General features: G+C 64.7%; 24 protein-coding genes. 14 read left to right on the forward strand and 10 right to left on the reverse strand.

Annotated elements, in window-relative coordinates:
- Nucleotides 1-130 precede the first annotated feature (130 nt).
- Together M8744_RS01470 and gatB are read left to right on the forward strand one after the other, a co-directional pair.
- A complete protein-coding gene (locus M8744_RS01470) occupies nucleotides 131-1408 on the forward strand; it encodes a hypothetical protein (RefSeq protein WP_251408288.1) in 1278 nt (425 codons plus the stop codon).
- A gap of 85 nt (nucleotides 1409-1493) precedes the next feature.
- Nucleotides 1494-3005, forward strand: a complete 1512-nt coding sequence (gene gatB, locus M8744_RS01475; RefSeq protein ID WP_251408290.1) for an Asp-tRNA(Asn)/Glu-tRNA(Gln) amidotransferase subunit GatB — start codon at nucleotides 1494-1496, stop codon at nucleotides 3003-3005.
- Nucleotides 3006-3043: 38 nt separating this feature from the next.
- Here the strand turns inward: gatB and xseA are convergent, their stop codons facing one another.
- Nucleotides 3044-4609, reverse strand: coding sequence for an exodeoxyribonuclease VII large subunit (gene xseA / locus M8744_RS01480; RefSeq protein WP_251408293.1), 1566 nt, complete (start codon nucleotides 4607-4609; stop codon nucleotides 3044-3046).
- Between the two features lie 73 nt (nucleotides 4610-4682).
- On the opposite strand from xseA, the gene purD reads away from it, so the two are divergent.
- Entirely contained in the window at nucleotides 4683-5951 is a 1269-nt protein-coding gene (gene purD / locus M8744_RS01485; protein ID WP_251408297.1) for a phosphoribosylamine--glycine ligase, read from the forward strand.
- 34 nt (nucleotides 5952-5985) lie between these two features.
- Here purD and M8744_RS01490 read toward each other — a convergent pair whose 3' ends face one another.
- Both M8744_RS01490 and M8744_RS01495 read right to left on the reverse strand, forming a co-directional pair.
- Nucleotides 5986-6714: an FG-GAP repeat domain-containing protein gene (locus M8744_RS01490; RefSeq protein WP_251408300.1), complete on the reverse strand. Its 729-nt coding sequence runs from the start codon at nucleotides 6712-6714 to the stop codon at nucleotides 5986-5988.
- A complete protein-coding gene (locus M8744_RS01495; protein ID WP_251408303.1) occupies nucleotides 6714-7037 on the reverse strand; it encodes a 2Fe-2S iron-sulfur cluster-binding protein in 324 nt (107 codons plus the stop codon). The genes M8744_RS01490 and M8744_RS01495 overlap by 1 nt, the downstream gene beginning before the upstream one ends.
- A gap of 127 nt (nucleotides 7038-7164) precedes the next feature.
- On the opposite strand from M8744_RS01495, the gene M8744_RS01500 reads away from it, so the two are divergent.
- Nucleotides 7165-7557, forward strand: coding sequence for an OB-fold nucleic acid binding domain-containing protein (locus M8744_RS01500; protein WP_251408306.1), 393 nt, complete (start codon nucleotides 7165-7167; stop codon nucleotides 7555-7557).
- 48 nt (nucleotides 7558-7605) lie between these two features.
- The gene (locus tag M8744_RS01505) at nucleotides 7606-8151 is read left to right on the forward strand and encodes a peptidoglycan-binding domain-containing protein (RefSeq protein WP_251408309.1); all 546 of its coding nucleotides are present in this window, start codon (nucleotides 7606-7608) and stop codon (nucleotides 8149-8151) included.
- Here the strand turns inward: M8744_RS01505 and M8744_RS01510 are convergent.
- Complete coding sequence (locus M8744_RS01510) at nucleotides 8148-8576, reverse strand: hypothetical protein (protein WP_251408312.1); 429 nt, start codon at nucleotides 8574-8576, stop codon at nucleotides 8148-8150. The two genes, M8744_RS01505 and M8744_RS01510, sit on opposite strands and share 4 nt — an antisense overlap.
- 82 nt (nucleotides 8577-8658) lie before the next feature.
- Entirely contained in the window at nucleotides 8659-11211 is a 2553-nt protein-coding gene (pepN, locus tag M8744_RS01515; RefSeq protein WP_251408315.1) for an aminopeptidase N, read from the reverse strand.
- Between the two features lie 112 nt (nucleotides 11212-11323).
- Between pepN and M8744_RS01520 the strand changes: the two genes are divergently transcribed.
- From M8744_RS01520 to M8744_RS01545, 6 genes are all read left to right on the forward strand, one after another.
- Nucleotides 11324-11521, forward strand: coding sequence for a hypothetical protein (locus M8744_RS01520; protein ID WP_251408318.1), 198 nt, complete (start codon nucleotides 11324-11326; stop codon nucleotides 11519-11521).
- A gap of 39 nt (nucleotides 11522-11560) precedes the next feature.
- Nucleotides 11561-13078: an FAD-binding domain-containing protein gene (locus M8744_RS01525; RefSeq protein WP_251408321.1), complete on the forward strand. Its 1518-nt coding sequence runs from the start codon at nucleotides 11561-11563 to the stop codon at nucleotides 13076-13078.
- Nucleotides 13079-13083: 5 nt separating this feature from the next.
- Nucleotides 13084-13242, forward strand: coding sequence for a DUF2256 domain-containing protein (locus tag M8744_RS01530; RefSeq protein ID WP_251408323.1), 159 nt, complete (start codon nucleotides 13084-13086; stop codon nucleotides 13240-13242).
- 123 nt (nucleotides 13243-13365) lie between these two features.
- Nucleotides 13366-15510 (forward strand): malate synthase G, encoded by a 2145-nt coding sequence (locus M8744_RS01535; RefSeq protein WP_251408326.1) that lies wholly within the window; start codon nucleotides 13366-13368, stop codon nucleotides 15508-15510.
- 241 nt (nucleotides 15511-15751) lie between these two features.
- Nucleotides 15752-16528, forward strand: a complete 777-nt coding sequence (locus M8744_RS01540) for a gamma-glutamyl-gamma-aminobutyrate hydrolase family protein (RefSeq protein WP_251408329.1) — start codon at nucleotides 15752-15754, stop codon at nucleotides 16526-16528.
- A gap of 79 nt (nucleotides 16529-16607) precedes the next feature.
- Nucleotides 16608-17135, forward strand: coding sequence for a flavodoxin domain-containing protein (locus M8744_RS01545; protein WP_251408332.1), 528 nt, complete (start codon nucleotides 16608-16610; stop codon nucleotides 17133-17135).
- Nucleotides 17136-17214: 79 nt separating this feature from the next.
- On the opposite strand, the gene M8744_RS01550 is transcribed toward M8744_RS01545, so the two are convergent.
- Together M8744_RS01550 and M8744_RS01555 are read right to left on the reverse strand one after the other, a co-directional pair.
- Nucleotides 17215-19452, reverse strand: coding sequence for a xanthine dehydrogenase family protein molybdopterin-binding subunit (locus M8744_RS01550; RefSeq protein ID WP_251408335.1), 2238 nt, complete (start codon nucleotides 19450-19452; stop codon nucleotides 17215-17217).
- A gap of 3 nt (nucleotides 19453-19455) precedes the next feature.
- On the reverse strand, nucleotides 19456-19917 hold the full coding sequence (locus M8744_RS01555) for a (2Fe-2S)-binding protein (RefSeq protein ID WP_251408338.1): 462 nt from the start codon (nucleotides 19915-19917) through the stop codon (nucleotides 19456-19458).
- A gap of 96 nt (nucleotides 19918-20013) precedes the next feature.
- Here M8744_RS01555 and M8744_RS01560 point away from each other — a divergent pair, with 96 nt between their 5' ends.
- Nucleotides 20014-20622, forward strand: coding sequence for a TetR/AcrR family transcriptional regulator (locus M8744_RS01560; RefSeq protein WP_251408341.1), 609 nt, complete (start codon nucleotides 20014-20016; stop codon nucleotides 20620-20622).
- Between the two features lie 80 nt (nucleotides 20623-20702).
- Here the strand turns inward: M8744_RS01560 and kynA are convergent, their stop codons facing one another.
- The 3 genes from kynA to M8744_RS01575 form a co-directional block, all read right to left on the reverse strand.
- Nucleotides 20703-21536, reverse strand: a complete 834-nt coding sequence (gene kynA, locus M8744_RS01565) for a tryptophan 2,3-dioxygenase (protein ID WP_251408344.1) — start codon at nucleotides 21534-21536, stop codon at nucleotides 20703-20705.
- 144 nt (nucleotides 21537-21680) lie between these two features.
- Nucleotides 21681-22874 carry a kynureninase gene (gene kynU / locus M8744_RS01570; protein ID WP_251408347.1) on the reverse strand — a complete coding sequence of 398 codons (1194 nt, stop codon included), beginning with the start codon at nucleotides 22872-22874 and terminating at the stop codon, nucleotides 21681-21683.
- A gap of 140 nt (nucleotides 22875-23014) precedes the next feature.
- On the reverse strand, nucleotides 23015-23776 hold the full coding sequence (locus M8744_RS01575) for an SDR family NAD(P)-dependent oxidoreductase (RefSeq protein ID WP_251408350.1): 762 nt from the start codon (nucleotides 23774-23776) through the stop codon (nucleotides 23015-23017).
- A gap of 155 nt (nucleotides 23777-23931) precedes the next feature.
- Between M8744_RS01575 and M8744_RS01580 the strand changes: the two genes are divergently transcribed.
- Nucleotides 23932-24888 carry an MBL fold metallo-hydrolase gene (locus M8744_RS01580; RefSeq protein WP_434481337.1) on the forward strand — a complete coding sequence of 319 codons (957 nt, stop codon included), beginning with the start codon at nucleotides 23932-23934 and terminating at the stop codon, nucleotides 24886-24888.
- Nucleotides 24889-24937: 49 nt separating this feature from the next.
- Complete coding sequence (locus M8744_RS01585; protein ID WP_251408353.1) at nucleotides 24938-25396, forward strand: methyltransferase family protein; 459 nt, start codon at nucleotides 24938-24940, stop codon at nucleotides 25394-25396.
- Nucleotides 25397-25467: the final 71 nt, after the last annotated feature.

A 25467-nucleotide genomic window follows, 5' to 3' on the forward strand; every position in this document is an offset into this window, starting at 1 on the left:
CGAGTGTGCCGGCCCGCGCCCGGCAAGGCAACAAAGATGACCCGATGTTGTCCTGCAATCTCCCCTTCATTGCCACGTTTCAGCCCGACTTGTGCGGCTTGTTCGCCCGGCAACACTGTGACGGATTTTCATGAGCGATCTGCTGCCACAACCATTTGAACGCCTTGGCCTGGGCCTGTCCGCGCTGCGTCGGGCGCTGCCCATGCCGGCCTTGCCAAGCATCGTTCGGCGCGACCACCGCCTGGCGCGCCGCGATGACGCGGGTGTAAGCGTCGAGCTTGTCGAGGAAACCGCCGGGGATGTCGAAGCCCGGCGCCTGCACTCGCGGGGTCAGTTCCTGGCTCGCCAGGAGATGTGGGAAACCCTGGGCCAGGAGATTCGGCACCACGACCGGGGCCGGACCAGCACCGAGGCCGGCGCCGCGCTGGCCGATTTGTTAAGCCGTGGCGCCCGCGCCGACGTGGTGGGGCCGATTGAGACCGTGCTTTCCGACCCGACCCTGATGCCCGCGCACGCGCCGCGCGACGGGGTGTGGGCGCTGCAAGAAGCGTGCGAGGATCACCCGGATGACTACGGCGTCGCGCTGGTGATCGTGCAAACCCACATAGATATCGGCAGGGCAGCGCGCGGGCAGGGGCCGCAATCGAAAGTGCCGGAAAAGCACATGCAGACGTTTCATCGCCATTTCGATACCGCGGGTGAAATTCTTGATCGGTTCGATGCCTTTGCCGAAAATAGCCCCGCGCTGGCTGCCGCACGGTGCAGCCTGCTGGCCGCCAGCCGGACGCCGCAGGCCCGTATTGCGGATGATTACGAAGACCTGATCGACCTCGACCCAGGCAACCCGGTTCACATGCGCGCGCTGGGTAAATTCCTGCTGCCGCAATGGTACGGCGATTATGACCAGCTAGAGCATGAGGCACGGCGCACCTTGGCGCGCACCGGCGATATCTGGGGAATGGGCGCCTATGCATGGGTCTACCTTGATGCCATCGCGCTCGACTCACGCGCCTTGGTGCGGCTGGACGTGCCTTGTTTCATCGACGCGTTGCGCGACATCCTGAAGCGCCGCAGCGATCAGCATGTGGCCAATCAACTGGCGGCCTTTTGCGCGGTGACATTGACGCAGCCGCGGTTTGAGCACCCCGATACCGCCCACACCGCCAGAGAACTGCGCGGCGCCCTGGGCTGGATCTTGCGCCGCCATCTGCACCAGGTTTACCCGCTGGTCTGGGCGGCGGCGGCGCAGCCGCACGGCTCAAAGCCCTTGGCGCATGATGAACTGATGCGCCTCGGCCGCGACGTGGCGCTGCGCCGGATCGGTCGTCACTTCAATCCCGAGCTGCGTAGCGGCATGCGCGTGGTCATCACGCGAAAAGGCGTCGCGCTGGAACCGCTGGGTGGCTAGACAGTCGCCGCGCGCCTATCCCCTTGCTCCTGTCGCGGTGCTGTCCTAGAACCGCGATCAACCGTCTGACAAAGGGGCGTCTGCCATGCTCGACCTGACCTATGAAACCCCGAAACCCAAGGTAATTGCCGGGGCCAAGCACGATTGGGAACTGGTGATCGGCATGGAGGTGCACGCCCAGGTCGCCAGCAATGCCAAGCTGTTTTCCGGCGCCTCGACCCGGTTCGGCGCGGAACCCAATTCCAACGTGGCCTTCGTCGATGCGGCGATGCCGGGCATGTTGCCCGTCATCAACGATTTCTGCGTGGCGCAGGCGGTGCGCACCGGGCTGGGCCTGAAAGCCGAGATCAACCTTTGGTCGGCCTTTGACCGCAAGAACTACTTCTACCCCGACCTGCCGCAGGGCTACCAGATCAGCCAGCTTTATCATCCCATCGTGGGCGAAGGCGAGATCCTGGTCGATATGGCCCCCGGCGTTGCGCGCAAGGTGCGGATCGAGCGGATTCACCTGGAGCAGGACGCGGGCAAGTCGATCCACGACATGGACCCGGCGATGTCCTTTGTCGATCTCAATCGCACGGGCGTGGCCCTGATGGAGATCGTCAGCCGCCCCGACATCCGTGGCCCCGAGGAGGCGGCCGCCTATGTCACCAAGCTGCGCCAGATCCTGCGTTACCTGGGCACCTGTGATGGCAACATGCAGAACGGCAACCTGCGCGCCGACGTGAATATTTCGATCTGCCGCCCGGGCGATTACGAGAAATACCAGGAAACCCAGGATTTCAGCCACCTCGGCACGCGCTGCGAGATCAAGAACATGAACTCGATGCGCTTTATCCAGCAGGCCATCGAATACGAGGCGCGCCGCCAGATCGCCATCGTCGAAGCCGGCGGCGAGGTGGTGCAGGAAACCCGCCTTTACGACCCGGAAAAGGGCGAGACGCGCTCGATGCGGTCCAAGGAAGAGGCGCATGATTACCGCTACTTCCCCGATCCCGACCTGCTGCCGTTGGAGATCGAGCAAGCCTGGGTCGATGATATCGCCGCGTCGCTGCCGGAATTGCCGGATGAGAAGAAAGCGCGCTTCGTCACCGAGATGGGGCTGTCGGAATATGATGCCGGCGTGCTGACTGCCGAGGTCGCCAATGCCGACTATTTCGAGCAAGTGGCCGAGGGGCGCGATGGCAAGATGGCGGCCAACTGGGTCATCAACGAGCTGTTCGGCCGCCTGAAGAAAGATGACAAGGATATCACCGATAGCCCCGTGTCGCCGGGGCAACTGGGCGGTATCATCGACCTGATCGCCAAGGGCGACATCAGCGGCAAGATCGCCAAGGACCTGTTCGAGATCGTCTATACCGAAGGCGGTGACCCGGCCCGGATCGTCGAAGACCGGGGCATGAAACAGGTCACCGATACCGGCGCGATCGAGGCGGCGGTTGACCAGATCATCGCCGATAACCCCGCGCAGGTGGAAAAGGCCAAGGTGAACCCGAAACTTGCTGGCTGGTTCGTGGGCCAGGTGATGAAAGCCACTGGCGGCAAGGCAAACCCCAAGGCCGTGAACGACATCGTGCAGGCCAAGCTGGGCCTGTAACACCGGGGGCGGTGGCCGCTCAGGCCACCGCGCCGCGCCTAGAACAAGCTGCCCTGTTCAGGGGGCTTGGGCTTTGGTTTCGGGCCGGATTTCGTGCCACCGCCCGTGCCCGGCGCCTTGCCCGCGCTGATCCGCCCGTCGGCAAATTCAATCTCCAACTCGGTTGCCTTGCGCGCGGCCTTGGCCGTTGTCACCACGTCGCCATCGCCGCGAACCACGGCATAGCCCCGTTGCAGCGTCGCCTTGTAGCCAAGCGTTTCGCGCAGGCGGTCCAGCGCATCGACCTGCTTGCGCCAGGTGTCTGTCTGTGCGGTGCCCGCCTTGGACAGGCGGCGCGACAGATCGCCCAGGCGATCGCGCTGCTGGGCGACATTGCGCCGGATCGGCCCGATGCTCAGCCGGTCGGTGCGCCGGCCCAGGGCCTCGCGCTTGCGCTCAACCGTGGCGCTCAGCCCGGCACCAAGGCGCGGTGCGCTGGCGGCCAGCCGGCGTTGTTGTTCGGCCAATTGCCGCGACAAGAGCGACGGGCGCAGGCTGCCCGCGCTTTCCGACAATTGCACGCGGCGCTTTTGCACCATGCCGGTCAGCGCCAGGGGCAGCCGGTCGGCGGCGCGGTCGAACCGTTGGCGCGGCCCGTCCAGCAGGGTTTCAGGCCGGGGCAGGGCGCGGGCCATGTCGCGCAGGCGTTGCCCGCGCAGCCCGATGGTTTGCGTCAGCGCGCGCGACAGCCGTGCACCCTGCTGGTCTGCCCAGGCCAAAAGCTCCAACCGCACGGGCACCGCAAGCTCGGCCGCCGCCGTGGGCGTCGGTGCCCGCTTGTCCGAGACATAGTCGATCAGCGTGGTGTCGGTTTCGTGCCCGACGGCCGAGATCAACGGGATGTCAGAGGCCGCAGCCGCGCGGGCCACGATTTCCTCGTTGAACCCCCAAAGGTCTTCGATGCTGCCACCACCGCGCGCCACGATCAGCAGGTCGGGCCGGGGCAACGCACCGCCGGGCGTCAGCGCGTTGAACCCGGCGATGGCGCGGGCCACTTCGGGGGCGCAATTCTCGCCCTGAACGGCGACGGGCCAGATCAGTACCTTGCGTGGAAACCTGTCGCGCAGGCGGTGCAGGATATCGCGGATCACCGCGCCCGAGGGCGAGGTGATAACCCCGATGATTTCCGGCAGGTAGGGCAGGGGGCGCTTGTGTTCGGGCGCGAAAAGGCCCTCTGCCTCCAGCGCCTTCTTGCGCTTTTCCAGCATCGCCATCAGCGCGCCCATGCCGGCGGGTTTTATATCCTCGATCACGATCTGGTAGCGCGACTGCCCGCCAAAGGTGGTCATGCGGCCGGTGGCCACCACTTCCATACCCTCTTCGGGCTGCACCGACAGACGGCCGGCCACCCCTTTCCAGATGACCCCGTTCAGAACCGACTTGTCGTCCTTCAGGTCGAGATAAAGATGGCCCGAACGCGGGCGGCTGACGCGGCCCACCTCGCCACGGATTCGGACATGGCTGAATTCGCCCTCGATCACGCGTTTTATCGCGCCCGATATCTCGGTGACGGTGTATTCAGGCTCGTTCACGCCGGGAATCGGCTCGTCGATCAGGTCGGACATGGTGCCTCGCTTGCCTCTGGTTGAGGGTCAGCTTAGAACGCGCGGCAGACAAGGCCAAGACGGAGTGCGCGGCATGAACATCCTGATCCTCGGCGGCGGCGGTCGCGAACACGCACTGGCCTGGGCCGTGCTGCAGAACCCCAAATGCGACCGCCTCGTGGTGGCGCCGGGCAACGCGGGGATCGCGCAGATGGCCGAATGTGCAAGCCTCGACATCGAGGATGGCGCCGAGGTTGTGAACTTTTGCGAGGCAGAGGCGATCGAGTTTGTCATCGTCGGTCCCGAGGCGCCCTTGGCCGCGGGCGTGGCTGATCGGCTGCGCGACGCGGGCCTGTTGGTGTTCGGACCCGGCAAGGCGGCGGCGCGGCTCGAGGCGTCGAAAGGTTTCACCAAGGAAATCTGCGATGCCGCCGGAGCGCCCACGGCGCGTTACGCCCATTTCACCGACGCGCAGGCGGCAAGCGACTACGTTCGCGCGCAGGGCGCGCCCATCGTCGTCAAGGCCGATGGCCTGGCCGCGGGCAAGGGCGTGATCGTGGCCGAAACCGAAGAGCAGGCACTGGCCGCCATCGAAGACATGTTTGCCGGTGAATTCGGCGCCGCCGGGGCCGAGGTGGTGATCGAGGAATTCATGACAGGCGAAGAGGCGTCGTTCTTTGTCTTGTGTGATGGGGAAAACGTTCTGCCCATCGGCACCGCGCAGGATCACAAGCGCGTCGGCGAAGGCGATACCGGCCCCAACACCGGCGGTATGGGCGCCTATTCGCCCGCGCCGGTGCTGACCGATGCGGTGGCGCAAAAGGCGATGGACGAGATCGTAAAACCCACGATGGCCGAAATGGCGCGGCGCGGCACGCCCTACCAGGGGGTGCTTTATGCCGGCTTGATGATCAAGGATGGCCAGCCGCGCCTTGTGGAGTACAACGTGCGTTTCGGCGACCCCGAGGCGCAGGTGCTGATGATGCGGCTGGGCGCGCAGGCGTTTGACCTGATGCATGCGGCCGCCGAGGGCAGGCTGAGCGAGGCACGGGTGAACTGGGCGGATGACCATGCCATCACGGTGGTCATGGCTGCGCAGGGGTATCCCGGCGCGTATGAAAAAGGTAGCGAGATCGGCGGTCTGGATAAAATGCCCGAAAGCAGCGGCGCGATCGTGTTTCATGCCGGCACCGTCGCGAAGGACGGCAAGATACTGGCCGATGGCGGGCGCGTGCTGAACGTGACCGCGCGTGGCGCCACCTTGCAGGAGGCGGCGACGCGCGCCTACGAGATGGTCGATGGCATCGACTGGCCAGAGGGGTTTTGCCGCCGCGATATCGGCTGGCGCGCGCTCAAGGGCTGACATCGCCAACGGGCGCCGCGCGTGGGGCGAGTGATCAGTCGCAGCGCAGCGCGGCGGCCAGGCTTTCCGGCCCGGCATAGGGGGCAAGCGCCCGCGTCGAGACCGACCGGCCATCGAACCGCGTTGCCATCACGTTTTGCCACCCGGCATCTGCGGTGATCAATTCCGGGCCATCGTCGCAATCGCGCAGGCCACCGGGGATGAAATCCCACCCGATCTTGTGGTTGGTCAGCCCGTCATGGTCGATCACGTGGCGCAATGTGCCCCCGTCAAACCGCCAGATTCGCAGCCGCTTGGCCAGGTGCGGACGGTCGACATAGGCGATCTCGATCCGGCCATCGCCATCCAGGTCGGCCGCAGCGACTGGCGCAAGCCAGCGATTGGGCTGCCCGATATGCGGCGTGGCTGCCAGCTTGGCCGCACCGCCATCGGGCCGCAGGCCGTAAACCGATAGCTGCGCGCCCCGTGCCGGGTCGGTTTCGACGACGATCGCCTCGGGCGCGCCGTCTCCGGTCACGTCCCACAGGCGGGGGGCGATATCCTCGAAAACGCGGGTGCCCGGTGCAAAGCGCAGCGTCACGCGCTGCCCATCCGTCAGCCGTAGCACCAAGGCGCCATATTCCACGCCATCACCCAGAACGGCATGGGCATAATGGGTGGTGGGGGCGTCGAACCCGGCCTGTTCTATTGCCAGATCGGCGCGCGCGGATGTTCCGGCGAAAAGCGCTGCGCAGCAGGCGATGATCCCTGCGGCGCGCGCCATCAGATCTGTTTTTCGGGCATGTGCACCACAAGCCCGTCCAGCTCATCGGTGACCTTCAACTGGCAGGTCAGGCGCGAGCGTTCGGCGTCGGGCTCATAGGCGAAATCGAGCATGTCCTCTTCCATGTCGTCCTTGGCGGGCAGTTTTTCCACCCAGGCGGGATCGACATAGACATGGCAGGTCGAACAGGCGCAGGCGCCGCCGCAATCGGCCTCGATGCCCGGAATGTTGTTGTCGCGCGCGCCTTCCATGACGGTCATGCCATTGGCGACATCGACGACATGTTCGGTGCCGTTATGCTCGATATAGGTGATCTTGGCCATCTGATGTGCTCTCCCCTCATGCGGTGTCTGGCCGTTCCTAGCCAAGCGGCGCGGCCCGTTCCACCCCCTTTTGCACCGGTGTAATATCACGCTTGCATGAAATCACATTTGTTCTATTTATGTTCTCATGCAATTCATGCCTGATACCGTTTCCTCGCAAGGCTGGCCGCGCCCGCCCGCGGCACTTGTCGCCGCCTGGCTGGATCGCCCGCCGCAGGGCGCGCGGGTGACGGTGGCGGGGCTGGTCATCCTGCGTCAGCGCCCCGGCACTGCCAAGGGGGTGATTTTCCTGACGCTCGAGGATGAGACAGGCGTGGTCAATGTCATCGTCTGGCGCAAGATGTATGAACGCTTTCGCCGCGCGGTCATCGCGGGGCGGTTGCTGCGCGTCACCGGCCGGCTGCAGCGCGAGGCAGGGGTGACCCATGTCATCGCCGAAGAAATCGAGGATATCTCGGAATTGCTCGATCGTCTTGTCGATACGGACGGCACGCTTTCTTTACCGTCGAAAACCGGGTAGATTGCGCCGAATTGCCCTGCAAGAGGCCTGAAACGAGGTGTTGAGTAGATGTGCATCACGGTCCATCGTCTTTGCCTGCTGGCGGTCTTGCCGGCGCTTGTCGCCTGCCAGACGACGCTGCCCTTGCCCACGGGCGAACCCGAGGTGACACGCCTCTTCCAGGCGGCGCCGCCGGGCGCCGCGCCGGGCACCTGCTGGGGCAAGACAGCAACGCCCGCCGTGATCGAAACCGTGACCGAGCAGGTCATGGTGCAGCCGCCCGAGATTTCGGCCGATGGCGCGGTTACGACCTCGCCGGTCTATCGCACCGAGACACGCCAGAAGATCGTCAAGGAGCGGCGCGAGACATGGTTCGAAACCCCTTGCGAAAGCGTGCTGACACCGGATTTCGTGCAGAGCCTGCAACGTGCGCTTGCGGTGCGCGGGCATTATCGGGGCACCCCTAACGGCGAGATGGATGCGCGCACCCGCGCGGCGGTGCGCCGCTACCAGGCGCCCGAGGGGCTGGATTCGGGTATCCTGTCGCTGGCCGCCGCGCGCAAGCTGGGCCTGGTGGCCGTTGAGCGGCCCGCGCCCGATGGTGACGAGGCCTAGCCCAGCAGCGAAAACGGGTTCCGCTCGGTCGCGATGCGATGGGCCTGAAAGGCCGCCTCCAGCCGTTCAGGCGGCGGCAACACGTCATGGGGAAGGCGAATCTTGCGCCCGTCCTCAAGCACCAGTGTCACGCGCATCGACAGGTCCAGCCGCCGATCAAAGCGGACCTTGTCGATCAATGACAGGGGCACGGCGTCGCGGCCCATCATGCCGTGCCATGCCAGCGTGTCGCTATCCAGCGTCAGCCGGCTTTCGGGGTTGCGCCACACCTCCCACGCGAGCGGCAGGGAAAACAGCCACAAGAACAGCACGATCCAGGCCGCCGCGCCGAAGAGCAGCACCATCCCCAGCAGCCCGGCCCAGACCAGGGCCAGTGCCACCACGTTGCGACGCGCGCGCCCCGTGCGGTGATAGGCAAGGGTCATCGCACGCCCGCCGGCATGGGCGGGATACCGGATGCCTTTTCCGACACGGGCCACAGGGTCGCGCGAGCCATTCGGGGCGTCCCTATTGCCCCAGGATGCGGCTGACCATCTCGGTCGTGTCGCGGCTGAGTTCGGGCGTTTCCAGTATCCGTTCCAGCGCGGCCTTGGCATGGGCCTGCCGCGTGCTGTCATACCGGGCCCAGGTCTCGAAGGCCGTGCACATGCGGGCGGTGGTCTGCGGGTTCACCGGATCAAGCCGGATCAGCCAATCTGCCAGCAGCGCATAACCCGCCCCGTCGGCCCGATGAAAGGCCGCGGGCGACATCGCCAAAGCGCCCAACGTGGCGCGGAAACGGTTGGGGTTCTTCCAGTTGAAATCCGGGTGCTCGGTCAAGCGGGCGCAGGTTTCCACCGCGTCGGCCGGGTCGGCATGGACAACCTGCAGGCTGAACCACTTGTCGACAACCAGCCGGTCATCTTGCCACTGGTCAAAAAAGGCGGCGGTGGCGGCATCGCCCTTGCCCGCCTGCAACAAGCAGCCCCAGGCGGCCAGTTGCTGGGTCATGTTGTCGGCCGCGTCGTACTGGCGTTGCGCCTGCGCGCCGCCATCGAGCCGCGTAAGCAACCCAAGCACCGCGTTTGCCAGCGCCCGGTCGCCTGATTGCTGCGCGTCGGGTGCGTAGGGCGCGCTGACCTGGTGTTGGGCGTATAGGCGCGGCAGCGTGTCCTGCATCTTTTGCGCCATCGCCTGTCGCAAGGTCTGGCCCGCATCCCAGATTGCCTGCGGGTCGGGCGTGGCGCCGGTTTCGTGCAGGGTTTGCGCAATATCGTCCTGGCTGGGCAGGCCAAGCGCCAAGGCGCGGAACGCCGGGTCAAGGCTGTCATCGCGCAGCATCGCGTGCATTGCTTCCAGGTATCCGTCGTCGGGTGCGGCCCCGTCGCGCACCATGCCGATCAGCACGTCACGCGCCAGGTCGCGTCCGGCCTCCCATTTGTTGAAAGGGTCGGTGTCATGGGCCAGCAGAAATGCGCGCTCGTCATTGGTGCTGTCGCGTTGGACGATCACGGGGGCCGAGAAGTCACGCAGGATCGAGGGCACGGGCCGTGCGGCCAGCCCGTCAAAGCTGAAGCTTTGTTTCGCCCCGGTCATCTCCAGCATGGTTGTGGGCACCACTTCGTCGCCGTTCGGGTTCAGCAGCCCCACGGCAATGGGGATGACCCGAGGGTCTTTCCTGAGCTGTCCGGGCGTGGGCGGCGTTTCCTGTTCGAAATTAATGGTATAGGTGCCATCCTTGAAGTCATCTGTTACCTTCAGGCGCGGGGTGCCGGCCTGTTCGTACCACCGCTTGAACTGGGTCAGGTCGCGGCCGGTGGCATCCTCGAACACTTTCAGCCAATCCTCGATCGTGGCGGCATCGCCATCATGGCGGTCGAAATACAGATCAAGCGCCTTGGCATAGCCATCGTCGCCCACCAGCCGTTTCAGCATCCCGATCAGTTCGGCGCCCTTTTCGTAAACGGTGGCGGTGTAGAAGTTGTTGATCTCGACAAAGCTGTCGGGCCGCACGGGGTGGGCCAGGGGGCCGTTATCTTCGCGGAACTGCCGGCCGCGCAGGGCGATCACGTCAGAGATGCGCTTTACCGGCGCGCTGCGCATGTCGGCGGTGAACTCGCTGTCGCGGAACACGGTCAGCCCTTCTTTCAGGCACAACTGGAACCAGTCGCGGCAGGTGATGCGGTTGCCGGTCCAGTTGTGGAAATACTCGTGCGCAATGATCGCCTCGATCCGCTCGAAATTCATGTCGGTGCTGGTTTCGGGGCTTGCCAAAACGCAGGACGAGTTGAAGATGTTCAGCCCCTTGTTCTCCATCGCGCCCATGTTGAAGTCGTCGACAGCCACGATGTTGAATACGTCCAGGTCATATTCGCGGCCATACACGTCTTCATCCCATTTCATGGATTTCTTCAGCGCCTCCATCCCGAAGGCGCATTTGCCCTCGTCGCCGGGGCGTACCCAGATGTTCAGGTCGACCTTGCGGCCCGACCTGGTGGTGAACGTGTCGGGATGGTTGACCAGGTCACCCGCCACCAGCGCGAAAAGATAGGCGGGCTTGGGCCACGGATCGTGCCATTCGGCCCAGCCATCGCCCGCGCCCGTCGGGTTTCCGTTCGACAAGAGCACCGGGTGGGGCCCCTCGATGCGCACGCTAAAGGGGGCCATCACGTCGGGGCGGTCGGGATAATAGGTTATCTTTCGAAATCCCTCGGCCTCGCATTGGGTGCAATACATGCCGTTCGACATGTAAAGCCCTTCAAGCGCGGTATTGGCGGCTGGGTTGATCTCGACTTCGGCCTCCCAGGTGAAGGGGGCGTTGGGCACCGCGCAGGTCAGGCCGGTCTCGGTAATCGTAGGTGTGACCTCTTGCCCGTCGATACGCGCGCTCACCAGCGTCAGGTTCTCGCCGTGCAAAAAGAACTCACCCGATTGTGACGCAGGATTAGGTATGAACTTTATCTTGCTGACAACTCGTGTTTTTTCAGGGTTCAAGTGAAAGGTAAGCTCGACCTTTTCAACCAGGAAAGCTGGCGGTGTGTAGTTGGACAAATAAATGGTCTGGGGAGAGGCGTCTTTCATCGCGGGGCGCTCCGATAAGGGAATTCCGGGTTTGCCCGTTACGTTAGAGCGATGCTGACGGGGCTTCAATGGAAAGCCAGGGGCAGCCCGGCAGGAAACGGAGGACAGAAGGATGTCGGCACCCGATACGAACGTGAAAAAACAGCAGGAAAACCACAAGCCCGCGCTGTTGGGCATAAAGGGGGCGATCGGCTTTGCCGCGCTGTTGTTGGTGTTGTTCGTGGGCTGGCTTGTCATCAATGGCCAGTCGCCCGAAACACCCGCAACGCAGATCGACGGCCGGACCGGCCAAGAGGTGCCCGCCGATTGATCCCTTTCCGCGCGGTGTTTCGCGCCTATTTCACCGGCCATGACAGGCCCGGTGATCTTTTGGTTCAAGCGCGATTTGCGCTTGCATGACAGCCCGGCCCTTGCGCGTGCCGCCGCGCTGGGGCCGGTCATTCCGCTTTACATCATCGAACCCGAATTGTGGCGGCAGACCGATGCCTCGGGGCGCCAATACGCCTTTCTGCGCGAATGTCTGAAGGAATTGAGCGCCGAGGTGCAGGGGGTTGGCGGGGCCTTGGTCATCCGGGTCGGCAACGCGCCCGGCGTGCTGGAAGAACTGCGCCGGCATCACGGCGCGCGCCAGCTTGTCAGTCACGAGGAAACCGGCAACGCCTGGACCTATGCCCGCGACAGGGCCGTGGCCCGCTGGGCGCGCGGGCAGGGCGTGGCATGGCACGAATTGCCGCAATCGGGCGTGGTGCGCCGGCTATCGGGGCGGGATGGCTGGGCCGCGCGGCGCGAGCGTTTCGTTCGGCAGCCGCAGGTGTTGCCACGGGGGATGCGCCTTGTTTCCGGCGTGGCAAGCGACGCCATGCCCGGTGCCGCCGCGCTGGGGATGGCCCCCGATCCATGCCCTGGGCGTCAACCGGGTGGGCGCGCGGCCGGGTTGGCCCTGCTGAACAGCTTTCTGCACGAACGCGGGCGTGCGTATCGCAGCGCCATGTCCTCGCCCCTTTCGGGGGAAACCGCCTGTTCCCGCCTGTCGCCGCATCTGGCCTTTGGCTCATTGTCGGGGCGCGAGGCGGCGCAGGCAGCCACCGCCCGCGCGGGCGCGATAAAGGGACAAAAGGGCTGGCACGGTTCGGTCAAGTCGTTCCAATCGCGGCTGGCGTGGCGCGATCACTTCATGCAAAAGCTCGAGGATCAGCCGGATATCGAATGGCGTTGCCTGCACCCCGCCTACGAAGGGCTGCGCCCGCGCGACACCGATGCCGCGCGCCTGCACGCTTGGGCCACGGGGCAGACGGGGCTGCCCTTTGTCGATGCCTGCATGCGCTATCTCAACCACACCGGCTGGCTGAATTTCCGCATGCGCAGCATGGTGATGGCCGTGGCCTCGTATCACCTGTGGCTGGACTGGCGCGCAACCGGGCCGGTGCTGGCGCGGCTTTTCACCGATTACGAGCCGGGTATCCACTGGAGCCAGGTGCAGATGCAATCCGGCACCACGGGGATGAACACGATCCGCATCTACAACCCCGTCAAGCAGGGCCACGATCAAGACCCGGCCGGGGCGTTCACCCGCCGCTGGGTGCCCGAGCTGGCCGAGCTGCCGGATGAGTACCTGCAAGAGCCGTGGCGATGGCCCAATGCGGGCCGGGTGCTGGGGCGTGCCTATCCTGAACCGATGGTCGATGTGAAACGGGCCGCCCGCGCCGCGCGCGATGCGGTCTGGGCCGTGCGCAAGCGCGATGGCTTTCGCCAGGCTGCGCAAACCATCGTGCATAAACACGCCAGCCGAAGGGATAGTGCGGGCCATTTCATCCGCGACCCCGAGCCGGGTGTCGGGCAAGACCGCCAGTTGCGGTTCGACCTGTGAGCGGAATGCGCCGCAAGGGCGATTTGCCGGTGAAGACCTGTGCCAGTTGCGGCCGACCCTTTACCTGGCGCAAGAAATGGGCACGCGTCTGGGACGAGGTGCGATATTGCTCAGACAGGTGCCGACGCGACCGTTTGCGGCCTGGCACCAGCCCGAAAGGGTAAGCCGCGCTTTTCGGGGAAAATTGAAAGACCTGTGCGGAAATTGGTAAAAAACCTTTACCGCTTTTGTTGCCTATAGGAAACTTCTGCCCTAATCCTGAAACCGTTCGGCAACAGGAGGGCTCCATGACGCAACGCATCGAAAAGCACGGCCTGCAAGTGGCAAGGGAACTGGCCAGTTTCATCGACGACCAAGCGCTGCCCGGAATCGGCGTCAGTGCCGATGCCTTCTGGAAGGGCCTGTCGGACATCGCGCATGGGCAAGGGCGCGAAAATGCCCGCCTTCTTGAAAAGCGCGCCGAGATTCAGGGCCAGATCGACACGTGGCATAAGGCGCGCATGAATGAACCGCGCGACCCCGACACCTATCGCGCGTTCCTTCGCGATATCGGATACCTTGTCGAAGAGGGCGACGATTTCCAGATCGACACCGCCAATGTCGACCCCGAGATCGCAAAGGTCGCGGGCCCGCAACTGGTGGTGCCCATCACCAACGCGCGCTTTGCGCTAAATGCCGCGAATGCACGTTGGGGTAGCCTTTATGACTGCTTCTACGGCACCGACGTGATGGGGGCGCCTGTGCCTTCGGGCGGGTATGACAAGGGGCGCGGCGCGCGCGTCGTGGCCCGCGCGCGGGTGTTCCTTGACCAGGCGTTTCCGATCACGGGGGGCAGCCACGCGGATGCGCGGCGCTATCACGTTGAAAAGGGCGCGCTGCTGGTCGATGACATGCCGCTGGCCGATCCGTCGAAATTCGTGGGCTATCGCGGCCACCCCAAGGCACCCGCGGCGGTGTTGCTGATCAATAACGGGTTGCATGTGGAACTGGTGTTCGACCGCACCCACCCCATAGGCAGCCGCGACCAGGCGGGCCTGGCCGATATGCGGATGGAAAGCGCCCTGTCGGCGATCATGGATTGCGAGGATTCCGTGGCCTGCGTCGATGCCGAGGACAAGGTCGCCGCCTATGCCAACTGGCTGGGACTGATGAAGGGCGACCTTGAAGAAACATTCCAGAAGGGCGGCCAGCAGATGACCCGCCGGTTGGCGGATGACCCGGTGTTCACCACGCCCGACGGGCAGGGGCAGATCTCCTTGAAAGGGCGGGCGCTGATGCTGGTGCGCAACGTGGGCCACCTGATGACCAACCCCGCGATCCTGACCCGTGATGGCGACGAGGTATACGAGGGGTTGATGGATGCGATGGTGACCACTTTGATCGCCATGCATGACCTGGCCCGCGATGGCGGCAATTCGGTCACCGGCTCTGTCTACGTGGTCAAGCCCAAGATGCACGGCCCCGAAGAGGTGGCGTTTGCCGTCGAAACCTTCGACATGGTCGAAGACGCGCTTGGCCTGCCGCGCAACACCGTGAAACTGGGCATCATGGACGAGGAACGCCGCACCAGCGCCAACCTCAAGGAATGTATCCGCGCTGCCCGGTCGCGCGTATGTTTCATCAATACCGGCTTTCTTGACCGGACCGGCGACGAGATCCACACCAGCATGGAGGCCGGCCCCTTCAGCCGGAAGGATTTCATCAAGCGCAAGGCCTGGATCGGTGCCTATGAAAACCTGAATGTCGATATCGGCCTGGAATGTGGCCTTCAGGGCCGCGCGCAGATCGGCAAGGGCATGTGGGCCAAGCCCGACGCCATGGCCGAGATGCTGGACCAGAAGATCGAGCATCCGAAATCGGGCGCTACCTGCGCCTGGGTGCCCAGCCCCACGGCCGCCACGCTGCACGCGCTGCATTATCACCAGGTCGATGTTTTCGCGGTTCAGGACAAGCTGAAGGCCGGCGGGCGGCGTGCGCATCTGGACATGCTGCTGGATATCCCCTTGGCCAGCTACCGCAAATGGACCGATGCTCAGATCATGCGCGAGGTGGAAAACAACGCGCAGGGGATCCTGGGCTACGTGGTGCGCTGGGTCGACCAGGGCATCGGTTGCTCCAAGGTACCCGACATCAACGACGAGGGCCTGATGGAAGACCGCGCGACCTGCCGGATCTCGAGTCAGCACATCGCCAACTGGCTGCATCACGGTGTGGTCAGCCGCGAGCGCGTGATGGAAGCGATGCAAAAGATGGCCCGCGTGGTCGATGGCCAGAACGCGGACGACCCGGCCTATCGCCCGATGGGGCCGGGTTTTGACGGCATCGCCTTTAAGGCCGCCTGCGACCTGGTGTTCGAGGGGCGCGTGCAGCCCTCGGGCTATACCGAACCCGTTTTGCACCGCCGGCGTCTTGAGTTGAAAGCAGCAGGCTGACCCCGAGACAGGGGCGGGCAGGCCCCGCGCGGCTGCGGCCGCTTGTCAGAGGTAGCCCCGATCGGCGCGTCCGCCGCGCAAAACGCCCCGCTTGCCGTGATTTTTGCGGCAGGCGGATGAATAGTTTGCCCGAATTTGGCGCAGGCAGGGGCGATGTGCGGCTGTGCACGGGCACAGGGGGTGTTTTCCCGGCGGCTTGCGCGCTATACCTTGGCCGCAATCGCAGCAGGACGGGCCCACCATGACCAGACCAGTCGTCGGAATCATCGGGAATACACATCTGATCAACGATACTTACCCGACCCATGCGGGCGGCACGATGAATTCCGAGGCGGTGGCCACCGTTGCGGATTGCGTGCCGTTGATCGTGCCGGCCGATCCGCGGTTTCTGTCGGTCGAAGAACTGTTGGAAACCTGCGACGGCTTTCTGCTGACCGGCGGGCGGCCCAATGTCCACCCCGCGGAATACGGCCATGAGCCAACCGAGGCGCATGGCGATTTCGACCGCGCCCGCGACGCGATCACCCTGCCGCTGGTGCGGGCCTGCGTCGAAAGCGGCCAACCCTTTCTGGGCATCTGCCGCGGCTTTCAAGAGGTGAACGTGGCCATGGGGGGCACGTTGCACCCCGAAATCCGCGATATTCCCGGCCGGCAGAACCACCGTATGCCCCCCGATGGCACGATAGAGGAAAAATTTGCCCTTCGTCACAAGGTCACCTTGACCGAGGGCGGCGTTTTCCACCGCCTGTTCGGAGCGTCCGAGGTGATGACCAACACGCTGCACGGGCAGGGCATCCTGACCGCGGGCCGCCGCATCGTGATCGAGGGGCACGCGCCCGATGGCACGCCCGAGGCGGTTTACGTCAAGGATGCGCCCGGCTTCACCCTGTCGGTGCAGTGGCACCCCGAATGGGATGCCGCCAATGATCCGGTATCGCGCCCTCTTTTCACCGCCTTCGGCGATGCAGTGCGCGCCTGGGCCAAGGCGCGCCAGCCGCAGATTCTTAAAACGGCCTGATTGGCCAAAGCGCGCCTTGACCCTGCGCAAGGCGCGCGCGCAGGGCTTGTGTCATTCTGCCGGGCAGGAGGATGCACCGATGATACTGATTGCCTATGCCACCACCGAGGGCCAGACCGAAAAGATCGCGCGGTTTTGCGCCGAGCGGCTGGAAGCCGGGGGGCAGGCTGCGACCCTGCTGCACCTGCAAACCGGCGCCGAGGATATGCCCGAATGCGACGCGGCGATATTGGCGGCCTCGGTGCATATGGGCCGGTACCAGGACGCGATCGAGGGTTTTGCGTTGCGCCACGCGCAGGCGCTGACCGCGCGGCGCACGCTGTTTCTGGCGGTGTCGCTGGCGGCGGCTGGCCATGACGCCGACGAATGGGCCGATCTTGATCGCATCGCCCAGGCGTTCCAGGCGCGAACCGGCTGGCAGGCGGGCAAGACCTGCCAGGTGGCGGGTGCCTTTCGCTTTACGAAATACGATTTCTTTCGACGCCTCGCCATGCGTTGGATCGCCTGGCAAAAGGGCGAAGAGGTCAACCCCCATGACGACCGCGAATACACCGATTGGGCCGCTCTGAGCACCGAGATCGACGCCTTCGCCGCCAGGATCGCCTGAGAACCGCCCGCCTTGCGATATCAGTAACGGGCCAACCTGAACGGTTGCCCCCTACTTCTTTCGCAGCCACGGGCGCGCTTCAGACCAGCAGATCGAAGCTCTTATTCAGCGGAAGCCGGCGCGCGCGGGTGCCCGTCAGATCGAACAGCGCATTGGCCAGCGCCGGGGCGGCGGGAGGTGTGCCAGGTTCGCCCACGCCGCCAAGATGCGCATTATTTTCAAGTATTTGCACCGTGAAATCGGGCGTGTTGTGCATACGCAGCGCGTCGTAGTCGGGAAAGTTGTACTGTTCCGCCTCGCCCTCTGCAAAGGTGATCTCTTCAGATACGGCCGCCGACAGCCCGTAGATGCAGCCGCCGATCATCTGCGCCTCGATGATACCGGGGTCAAGCGCCGTGCCCACGTCGCAGGCGATCCAGACGTGGGCAATGCGGATTGTCCCGTCTTCGTCCACGACCTCGACCACCTGGGCCACGGGCGTGCCAAAACTGTAGGAAAATGCCACGCCGCGCCCAGTGTTGCCGGGCTTTTCGCCCGCCCAGCCCGACATGTCGCGCACCGCCTCGAGCACGCCGGCCCCTGCGGGATATTCATCGCGCATCAGTGCCAGGCGAAACTCCAGCGGGTCGGCCCCCGCCGCATGGGCCATCTCGTCCATGAAGCAATCCTGGAAGAATGCATTGAACGAGGCACCAACCGAGCGCCAGAATCCGACCGGCACGTCCAGATCGGCCAGGTAGCCGCGCACGCGGTGGTTGGCGATGGCGTAGGGCGCGTTGAACAGCCCGTCGACATGCCCCTTGTCGGGCCCACCGGGCGACATGCCCAGCCACCGGCCCATGGCCTGCTGCGTGGTCGATTGCGCGGCCACCTGCGCATCGAGCAGAACCGCCGTGCCATCGCGCACCGCGCCGCGCATCCGGGCCATGGCGCCGGGGCGGTAGAAATCGTGGCGCATGTCTTCTTCGCGGCTCCAGGTCAGTTGCACGGGCGTGCCTTGCATGGCGACCGCCACCTGGGTGGCATAGACCGAGAAATCCAGTTCGCCCCGTCGCCCGAACCCGCCACCCAGGTAGGGGGTGATCACCGTTACCTGGTCGGGCTCCAGCCCGGCGGCGGTGGCGCAATGGTCGCGGGTGAAGGTTGGCGCCTGGTTGCCGGCCCACACGGTCAGCGTGTCGCCGGTGTAAAGCGCGGTGGCGTTCATCGGCTCCATAGTGGCGTGGGCCAGGTAGGGCAGGGTGTATTCGGCCGTCACCTCGGTCGCGCCCCCGGGCAGGGTGCCAGCATCGCCATCGTCGCGCATGGTGGAATTGGCGCTGCCGTCAAAGGCATCGGCGATGCGTTGGAATATCTTGTCGGTATCGGCGGGATAGGGCGCGTCTTCCCATTCCACCTCGATCGCGTCGACGGCTTGTTGCGCCAGCCAGGTGTTGCGCGCCACCACGGCAACGCCGTCGCGCAGCTCGATCACGCGCTCGACACCCGCCATGCCCTCGGCCGTGCTGGCGTCGAAGCTGCGCATGCCGGCACGTTTGGGGTTGATCCGAAGCGCGGCAAAGCGCAGCCCCTCGGGCCGGGCGTCGATGCCGAAGGCGGCCGTGCCGGTGGCCTTTCCAACCATGTCCAGCCGGGGCATGGATTTGCCCAGGTATTTCCAGTCCGCAGGATCGCGCAGGTCGGGCGCGCGCAGGGGCGCCTCGGCGGCCTCGGCCGCCAGGTCGGTATAGGCGATCACCGTGCCATCGGGTGCGATGACCGTGCCTTTCTCGGTGCGCAGTTCGGCGGCATCAACGCCCAGCCTTTCGGCGGCGGCCCATTTCAGAGCTTCGCGTGCCGTTGCACCGGCGACCCGCAACCGGGTGTAGCCGTCTTTCATCGCGGTCGAGCCGCCGGTTACCTGCATGTCGAACACCTTGCCGACCTTGCCGATGGTTTCCGCCAGCCCGTGCATGAAATCGGATTGGTCATAGCCCTTGCCGGGCAGCGCCTCGCCCATCAGGGCGCCGTTGTAATAGGCGGTGGCGGGCGGGCCGTGTTCCACGCGTACATCCTGCCAGTCCAGGTCCAGCTCCTCGGCCAGTAAGGCGGCGAGCGTGGTCTGGGTGCCCTGGCCCATCTCGGCGCGCGGCGTGATCAGCGTCACCCCGTCGTCCGTTACCAGAACAAAAGGCGTCAGCGCCGCCTCGCCCCGTCCCGGCATCAGCGGGTTGGGCGCGGGGCGTCCGACATACCAGGCGCCAAAGGCCGCGCCCCCCACGATGGCGGCCGACCCGATCAGGAACGTGCGACGGGCGATTTTTCCAAGGCTTGCCATGGGTCAGCCCTCCATCTTGGCGGCGGCAGTGTGAATGGCGGCACGGATACGCGGGTAAGTGCCGCAACGACACAGGTTGCCCTGCATCGCATCGTCGATTTGCCGGTCGGTGGGGTTTGGAGTTTGTGCCAACAGGCTGGCGGCTTGCATGATCTGGCCCGACTGGCAGTAACCGCATTGCGCGACCTGGTGTTCGACCCAGGCCTGTTGCAGCGCGTGCATCCTGTCGGGTGTGCCCAGACCCTCGACCGTGGTGACATCGCCCCACACGTCGCCAAGTGCCACCTGGCACGAGCGCACGGCCTGCCCGTCGATATGCACGGTGCAGGCCCCGCAGGCGGCGACACCGCAGCCGAATTTCGTGCCGGTCAGGCCAATTTCATCACGCAGCACCCACAGCAGGGGCACATCCTCGGGCAGGTCAACGTCATGCGATGCACCGTTGATCGTCAGTTGGGTGGCCATTGGCGACTCCTTGCGGTTTTGGCTTTGTGACACTTTGAGTTGAAAATGTCATTGTGTCAATTGACAATTTGGACCCGTTCTGTCAATCGGATTTCCATGACCCGCGCAACGCCCCCCGACCCCCTGACCGATCCACGCCAGCAAGCCATTCTTGGTGCGGCTTTCGAGGCGTTTCGGAACTACGGTTTTCGCCGCACCTCGATGGATGACATAGCGCGCGGGGCGGGCATGTCGCGTGCGGCGCTGTATCTGCATTTCCGCAACAAGGAAGACATCTTTCGTTCGCTCGCGGCGCATTATTACGACACCGCCGAACAGTCGGTGCGCGCCGAGTTGCGCCCGGGGCGTGACGTGGCCGAGGCGCTGCCCGCGGCCTTTGCCGCCCAGGCCGGTGAACTGTTCGAGGCGTTGCTGACCTCGCCCCATGGCGAGGAATTGCTGGATACGAAATATGCCCAGGCCGCCGATGTGGCCGAGGCCGGGGAGGCTCGGCTGGCCGCGATACACGCCGCCTGGCTGGAGGCAGAGGCCGAAGCGGGCCGGGTTGACCTGGCGCCGTTCGGCGACGACGCGCAGGCGCTTTCGGAAACGATGCTTACCGCGTTGCACGGGCTTAAGGCCGGGCGGCCCGACCCTGGCACCTATCGCGCCAGTGCCGAACGGCTGGCCCGGCTGTTCGGCCGGGCGCTGGCCGTTGGCAATTAGGCCGGTCGGGGCGCTGCGCCCCATCCCCGAATGTCGGGTTCAAGACAATGCAAGGCCGCTTGCCCGCCGGCGCGCCGTTTCTACAGGTCGGTGCGCAGGTGCCACAGCTCGGGGAACAGCTCCACCTCAAGCATCCGGCGCAGGTAACTGACTCCGCCGGTGCCGCCCGTGCCACGCTTGAACCCGATCACCCGTTCGACGGTGGTCACGTGGTTGAAGCGCCAGCGGCGGAAGTAATCCTCGAAATCCACCAGCTTCTCGGCCAGTTCGTACAGTTCCCAATATGCCTTTGGCGCGCGATAGACCTGTGCCCACGCCTGTGTCACCGCCGGGTCGGGCGTCCACGGGCGCGCAAGGTCACGGTTGAGCACCGCGTCCGGCAGCGGGATCGACTCGTTGAGCAATTGCAGCGCCACGTCATAAAGCGAGGGCTGCGCCAACTCGTCCGTCAGCATCTGCACGATCTCGGGGCGGTGCTCATGCGGGCGCAGCATTGCCTTGTTGCGATTGCCCAGCATGAATTCGATCTGGCGATATTGGTAGGACTGAAAGCCCGAGCTTTGCCCCAATGCATCGCGGAAGGCGGTATAATCGCTGGGTGTCATGGTGCGCAGCACGTCCCACGCGTTGTTGAGCTGTTCGAAGATGCGCGCCACCCGCGCCAGCATCTTGAAGGCCGGGCGCGTATCGCCCGCCGCCAGCGCGCGCCGCGCGGCGGCGATTTCGTGGATGGCGAGTTTCATCCACAGTTCGGATGTCTGGTGCTGGATGATGAACAGCATCTCGTCATGGGTGTCGGTCCAGGTCTGCTGGGCCGACAGAACGCTGTCGAGATGCAGGTAATCGCCGTAGGACATGCGCCCGTCGAATTGCATCTGGGCGCCTTCGGCAGCGGGGTCGTAGGGGTCGGTCATCTGGTATCTCCTGTTCTGAATGTTAACGCGGGCCTTGGCGCGCGCGTTACGTGTTCAGGCAGGAAATCGCGGCCATGCGTCGCCACAACGCCACCCAGCCCGCCGGCTGGCACAGTGGGAGGTGATATGTGCCGCCGCGTTGCATCAGGTCACCTTGGCGCGGGTCTTGTATTCGGGCTTGTCCCACAGCCGGTTTGTCATCACGTCGGCGATGATGTCTGTCGCGGCGTCCACGTCGCTTTCGTCGATGTAGAGCGGCGTAAAGCCGAAACGCATGATGTCGGGCGCGCGGAAATCGCCGATCACGCCGCGCGCGATCAGTGCCTGGATGGCGGCGTATCCATCGGCGAATTCGAACGAGACCTGGCTGCCGCGCCGGGCACCGTCGCGCGGGGTGATAAGCGTCAGCATCGGGCAGGCGGCCTCGACTCCGGCGATGAACCGCTCGGTCAGTTCCAGTGACCTGGCGCGCACGGCCTGCATATCGGTCATGTCCCAGATAGCGAGCGCGGCATCCAGCGCGGCCAGCGCCAGCACGGGGGGCGTGCCCACGCGCATCCGCTCGATCCCCGGGCCGGGGCGATAGGATTGTTCGAAGGCGAACGGCGCGTCATGCCCCAACCAGCCCGAAAGAGCTGGCAACGCGGCATCGGCGTGGCGCGGGTTGACGTAGATGAAGGCCGGCGCGCCGGGCCCGCCATTGAGATACTTGTAGGTGCAGCCCACCGCGAAATCGGCATCGGCCCCGACCAGGTCAACGGGCGTGGCGCCGGCGGTATGGGCCAGATCCCACACGGTGATCACGCCATTTGCGTGGGCCTTGGCGGTCAGGGCCTTCATGTCATGCATCCGGCCCGTGCGGTAATCGACCTCGGTGATCAGGGTCACCGCCACTTCGTCGGTTATGTTGTCCTCGACCTCCTCGGGGGCGACCACGCGCAGCTCGTGCCCCTGGCCCAGGAACCGGATCAGCCCTTCGGCCATGTAAAGATCGGACGGAAAATTGCCGCTGTCCGACAGGATCACCTTGCGCCCCGGGTTCATCGCAACGGCCGAGGCCAGCGCCTGGTAAACCTTGATCGACAGCGTGTCGCCCATCACTACGTGGCCGGGCTGCGCGCCGATCAGCCGCGCGATGCGGTCGCCCACACGGGTGGGCTGATCCATCCAACCGGCCTTGTTCCAGCCGGTGATCAGCATCTCGCCCCATTCGTCCTGCATCACGCTGGCCATGCGCTCTTGCGCACCCAGCGGCAGCGGCCCCAGCGAGTTGCCATCAAGATAGATCACGCCGTCGGGCAAATGAAAGCGGGCCTTCGTGGCGGAAAAATCGGTCATGTCGTGCTCCGGTCACGCCTTATTTTAGGCTTGAAGTATTTGTTGTCCTCCGTATCCGGAGACGGTTTCGGAGTCCAGAAATTTCCGGGCTCCGAGCGGGCGCGCGGCGCTGATTGCCGGCGCCCTTTCAGAGTGGCTGGCTATGCACCCACGACCTGGCCGCCGGCGATCATGATTTCCTGGCCATTCACGCTTTCCGATCCGGGCATGCACAGCCAAAGCGCGGCGGCGGCTACCTCTTCGGGGGCGATCAGACGGTTGTGTCGGTTGGATTGCACCATGACCTGTTTGGCCTCTTCGGCGCTGATGCCGGCCCGGTTCTTGATGGCGTCTACATTGCGGGTGATGATGTCGGTATCGACATAGCCCGGGCAGATCGAGTTGAAGGTGTAGGGTTGCCCCAGAAAATCCTCGCCCAGCGAGCGCATCATCCCGATCACGCCGTGTTTCGAGGCCGAGTAGGCCCCGCCGCCCGGCAGGCCACGCACCCCGGCGATGGAACTGATGGCCAGAACCCGGCCCCAGTCGGTGCCCAGCATCGAGCGCATCCCTTCGCGGATGGTGAAGAACGCGCCATCCAGGTTGGTAGCCATGATGCGGCGCCAGAACTCGGTATCGGATTTGTGCAGCTTGCGGCCCTCGGCGATGCCGGCATTGGCCACGATGATCTGCAAGGGGCCGCGCGCCTCAACGGCAGCGTCGATCACGCTGCGCACCTGGTCTTCGTCGGTGACATCCATCGCCAACCCGTGCAGGCCACCGCCCGCGACCTCGTCCAGCACTTGCTGGCGGCGGCCGGTTATCGTGACCTGCACGCCCTGTTCGGCCAGCGCGCGTGCGACGGCAAGGCCGATGCCGGTGCCGCCGCCCGTCACCAGCGCGTGTTTTCCCTCTAGGCTCATCGGGTGGTTCCTCCTGTTGCAAAGCTGCGGGCAGGGTATCGGTTGTGCGCTGGGACACAAGCCGCGCCGTTGCGTCGGTATGCGGCGGCACACGCCAGCTTTACTTTTGTATTCGCATCTGTGAATTTGTCACCGCATTGATTTGGGAGGACAACATGGTGCGATTCACGACATGTGTTGCCGCGGCGGCGTTGCTGGGCGCGACGATGGTGCAGGCGCATGAGGATATTGCCGACAAGTATCCGCAATCCGAGCTGTATAACAAACCGGTCGAATTCTACCCGGGTGTCTGGTCGGCCATCGGTGCCACCGCGCCGCCGACCTATGAAAACTCGGGGCACAACAACAACCTGTCCTTCCTGGTCACGGGCGACGGTGTTGTGGTGATCAATGGCGGCGCCTCCTATCGCCTGGCCAAGGCGCTGCATGACGAGATCAAGACCGTGACCGACCAGCCGGTAAAGCTGGTGATCAACGAGAACGGCCAGGGCCACGCGATGCTGGGCAATTCCTACTGGGCCGAGCAGGGGGTCGATATCCTGGCCCATGTCGATGCCATCGCGGCGTTCGAGGGCGATGCCGATTTCATCCTGCAAGGCATGGAAGGTTACAACCGCGACAAGGCCGAGGGCACGACCATCGCCGTTCCCAACCTGTCCTTCGAGGACAAGGAGGTCGTCGAGATGGGCGACATGACGATCGAGGTCATGTACCTTGGCCCGTCGCACGACCCTGGCGACACGCAGGTGTGGCTGCCTGGGCAAAGCGTGATGATCGCGGGTGACATCGCCTTTCACGAACGCATGCCACCGATCTTTCCCGAAACCGACACCGATGCCTGGATCGAAACTTTCGAAGGGCCCTTTGCCGCGCTGAATCCGACCTACGTGATCCCCGGTCATGGCCATCCAACCACGATGGCGATGGTGACCCGTGGCACGGTCGACTATCTGCGCGACCTGCGCGAGAAGATCGGCGCGCATATCGACGAGGGTGGCGATCTGGCCGATGCGTATTACGTGGACCAGTCACGCTGGGAATACATGGATACCTTCGAAGAACTGGCCACCAAGAATGCCGGCCGCGTGTACGAGGAGATGGAATGGGAATAAACGCGCCTGTCGGGCCTGGTGGCCCTTTTCGCGCAACAGGGTGTCGCAGATGGGTCTGAAACAATGGATCGATCTGCCGCCCGTCTGGCTGGCGGCGGCACTGCTGCTGGCCTGGTTGCAGGGCGCCTATTACCCGTTGGACCTGTCCTTTGGCCAGGGCTGGGCCGATTTTTCGGGCGGTCTGCTGGTAGGGGCGGGTGTTCTGCTGATGTTGCTGGCGGTCTACGAGATGCGCCGCCAGCGCACCACCATCCTTCCCCACCAGGAGGCCGACCGCCTGGTGACCAGCGGCATTTTCAGCCGCACGCGCAACCCGATCTATCTTGGCGACCTGCTGGTTCTGGCCGGATTGATCCTGCGCTGGGATTCGGTTCTGGCGCTGCCGCTGTTGCCGATTTTCGTCTGGACCATCGAGCGTCGCTTCATAATACCCGAGGAAAACCGCCTGCGGCGTAAATTCCGGGCAGATTTCGCACGGTACGAGCGCAAAACACGCCGTTGGGTTTGACATTCCGCGACATTTTGGCAATCGAAGGCGACAGAAAACTTTGCAAATGTTGCGCGGAGATTTTAAACAGC

The sequence above is a fragment of the Lutimaribacter degradans genome (genome assembly GCF_023703375.1).
GTDB classification, from domain to species: Bacteria; Pseudomonadota; Alphaproteobacteria; order Rhodobacterales; family Rhodobacteraceae; genus Lutimaribacter; species Lutimaribacter degradans.

Coding starts and splice junctions, on each gene's coding strand:
- M8744_RS01470 (WP_251408288.1), top strand. CDS start 131: ATGAGCGATCTGCTGCCACAACCATTTGAACGCCTTGGCCTGGGCCTG.
- gatB (WP_251408290.1), top strand. CDS start 1,494: ATGCTCGACCTGACCTATGAAACCCCGAAACCCAAGGTAATTGCCGGG.
- xseA (WP_251408293.1), bottom strand. CDS start 4,609: ATGTCCGACCTGATCGACGAGCCGATTCCCGGCGTGAACGAGCCTGAA.
- purD (WP_251408297.1), top strand. CDS start 4,683: ATGAACATCCTGATCCTCGGCGGCGGCGGTCGCGAACACGCACTGGCC.
- M8744_RS01490 (WP_251408300.1), bottom strand. CDS start 6,714: ATGGCGCGCGCCGCAGGGATCATCGCCTGCTGCGCAGCGCTTTTCGCC.
- M8744_RS01495 (WP_251408303.1), bottom strand. CDS start 7,037: ATGGCCAAGATCACCTATATCGAGCATAACGGCACCGAACATGTCGTC.
- M8744_RS01500 (WP_251408306.1), top strand. CDS start 7,165: ATGCAATTCATGCCTGATACCGTTTCCTCGCAAGGCTGGCCGCGCCCG.
- M8744_RS01505 (WP_251408309.1), top strand. CDS start 7,606: ATGTGCATCACGGTCCATCGTCTTTGCCTGCTGGCGGTCTTGCCGGCG.
- M8744_RS01510 (WP_251408312.1), bottom strand. CDS start 8,576: ATGACCCTTGCCTATCACCGCACGGGGCGCGCGCGTCGCAACGTGGTG.
- pepN (WP_251408315.1), bottom strand. CDS start 11,211: ATGAAAGACGCCTCTCCCCAGACCATTTATTTGTCCAACTACACACCG.
- M8744_RS01520 (WP_251408318.1), top strand. CDS start 11,324: ATGTCGGCACCCGATACGAACGTGAAAAAACAGCAGGAAAACCACAAG.
- M8744_RS01525 (WP_251408321.1), top strand. CDS start 11,561: ATGACAGGCCCGGTGATCTTTTGGTTCAAGCGCGATTTGCGCTTGCAT.
- M8744_RS01530 (WP_251408323.1), top strand. CDS start 13,084: ATGCGCCGCAAGGGCGATTTGCCGGTGAAGACCTGTGCCAGTTGCGGC.
- M8744_RS01535 (WP_251408326.1), top strand. CDS start 13,366: ATGACGCAACGCATCGAAAAGCACGGCCTGCAAGTGGCAAGGGAACTG.
- M8744_RS01540 (WP_251408329.1), top strand. CDS start 15,752: ATGACCAGACCAGTCGTCGGAATCATCGGGAATACACATCTGATCAAC.
- M8744_RS01545 (WP_251408332.1), top strand. CDS start 16,608: ATGATACTGATTGCCTATGCCACCACCGAGGGCCAGACCGAAAAGATC.
- M8744_RS01550 (WP_251408335.1), bottom strand. CDS start 19,452: ATGGCAAGCCTTGGAAAAATCGCCCGTCGCACGTTCCTGATCGGGTCG.
- M8744_RS01555 (WP_251408338.1), bottom strand. CDS start 19,917: ATGGCCACCCAACTGACGATCAACGGTGCATCGCATGACGTTGACCTG.
- M8744_RS01560 (WP_251408341.1), top strand. CDS start 20,014: ATGACCCGCGCAACGCCCCCCGACCCCCTGACCGATCCACGCCAGCAA.
- kynA (WP_251408344.1), bottom strand. CDS start 21,536: ATGACCGACCCCTACGACCCCGCTGCCGAAGGCGCCCAGATGCAATTC.
- kynU (WP_251408347.1), bottom strand. CDS start 22,874: ATGACCGATTTTTCCGCCACGAAGGCCCGCTTTCATTTGCCCGACGGC.
- M8744_RS01575 (WP_251408350.1), bottom strand. CDS start 23,776: ATGAGCCTAGAGGGAAAACACGCGCTGGTGACGGGCGGCGGCACCGGC.
- M8744_RS01580 (WP_434481337.1), top strand. CDS start 23,932: ATGGTGCGATTCACGACATGTGTTGCCGCGGCGGCGTTGCTGGGCGCG.
- M8744_RS01585 (WP_251408353.1), top strand. CDS start 24,938: ATGGGTCTGAAACAATGGATCGATCTGCCGCCCGTCTGGCTGGCGGCG.